A 1,616-nucleotide genomic window follows, 5' to 3' on the forward strand; every position below is an offset into this window, starting at 1 on the left:
GGTCTTCGCCGCGCGCTGCGCCTCGTACTGCCGGGCCAGGTCCCTCCAGGTCCACCTGGTCCTTGGTCCAGTACAGCTTCTTCGGCTCAAAGAACACCACCGGGTCCGGGGAGTCGATGGCCTCGCGCAGCATCAGGTAGGCGTCCTGCACGGTGGAGGGGGTGAAGACCTTCAGCCCGGGGTGTGGGCGTAGTAGGCCTCGGAGGAGTCGCAGTGGTGCTCCACCCCGCCCACGCCGCCGGCGTAGGGGATGCGGATGACCATCGGCAGCGGCAGGCGGCCCTGGGTGCGGTTGCGCATCTTGGCCACGTGCGAGGCGATCTGTTCGAAGGCCGGGTAGGCGAATGCGTCGAACTGCATCTCAATCACCGGGCGCATCTCATTCATGGCCATGCCCACGGCCATGCCCACGATGCCCGATTCGGCCAGCGGGGTGTCAAAGCAGCGGTGGGAACCGAACCGGGCGGTCAGCCCGTCGGTGATGCGGAAGACCCCGCCAAGCACTCCGACGTCCTCGCCGAAGATGACCACCGACTCATCCGCGCTCAGCGCGTCGGCCAGGGCGGTGTTCAGGGCTTGCCGAAGGTCACCGGCTGGTTGGCCGCGGCCTTGGCTGCGGCGGCGTGTGCGGTTTCGGCGCTGACGTTGCCGTTCTCGGCTGATGCGGTTGCAGTCACCTTATGCCTCCTCGCGGGCTAGTTCGTCGGCCAGCAGTGCGGACTGTTCCTTCAGCTGGGCGGTGGGGGTCGAATACACGTGGTTGAACAGCTCCAGCGGGTCGGTGTCCGCGTCCTGGTTCATCCGTCGCGCAGGGTCTTGGCCACGGTTTCGGCGTGGTCGGTGATCCGCTGCGTGGCCTCGGACTCCAGCAGCCCGGAGTCGGCCAGGTAGGCTTCCATGCGCTTGACCGGATCCTTGGCCACCCATTCGGCCACCTCCGCGTCCTCGCGGTAGCGCTTGTCGTCATCGGCGTTGGTGTGCGCTGCATGCGATAGGTGTGGGCCTCGATCATCAGCGGGCCGGAGCCTCGCGGGCCAGGCGCACGGCGCGGCCCATGACGGCCATCAGTGCGATCAGGTCGTTGCCGTCCACGCGTTCGCCGGCCATGCCGTAGCCCACGGCCTTGTGGGCCAGCGACGGGGCAACCGACTGCTGGGAAAGCGGCACGGAGATGGCGTACTTGTTGTTCTGCACGAAGAAGATCACCGGCAGGTTGAACACGGCGGCGAAGTTCAGGGCCTCATGGAAGTCGCCTTCACTGGTCGCGCCGTCGCCGCACATGGCCACCACCACGGTGTTCTCCCGCGCAGCTTTGCGGCGTGGGCAACACCCACCGCGTGCAGCAGCTGGGTGGTCAGCGGGGTGGACATCGGGGCCACCTGGTACTGCTTCGGGTCATAGCCGCAGTGCCATTCGCCGCGGAAGCTGGTCATGACCTCCATCGGGGCCACGCCCTTGGTCATCACCGCCACCGAGTCCCGATAGGTCGGGAAAAGCCAGTCGCCATCCTGCAGGCACAGCGCGGCAGCGACCTGGCAGGCCTCCTGCCCGTGGCTGGAGGGGTAGACGGCCATGCGGCCCTGGCGGACCAGGGCCGAGTTCTGGTCGTTGACCCG

At 67.6% G+C, this 1,616-nt stretch carries 2 pseudogenes; both read right to left on the reverse strand.

The features are described 5' to 3' along the window. Positions 1-677: pseudogene (locus tag JCM19049_RS13640) on the reverse strand (alpha-ketoacid dehydrogenase subunit beta); the annotation flags it as partial. Position 678: 1 nt separating this feature from the next. Then, positions 679-1,616: pseudogene (locus JCM19049_RS13645) on the reverse strand (thiamine pyrophosphate-dependent enzyme); the annotation flags it as partial.

The organism is Arthrobacter sp. JCM 19049 (assembly GCF_001310435.1).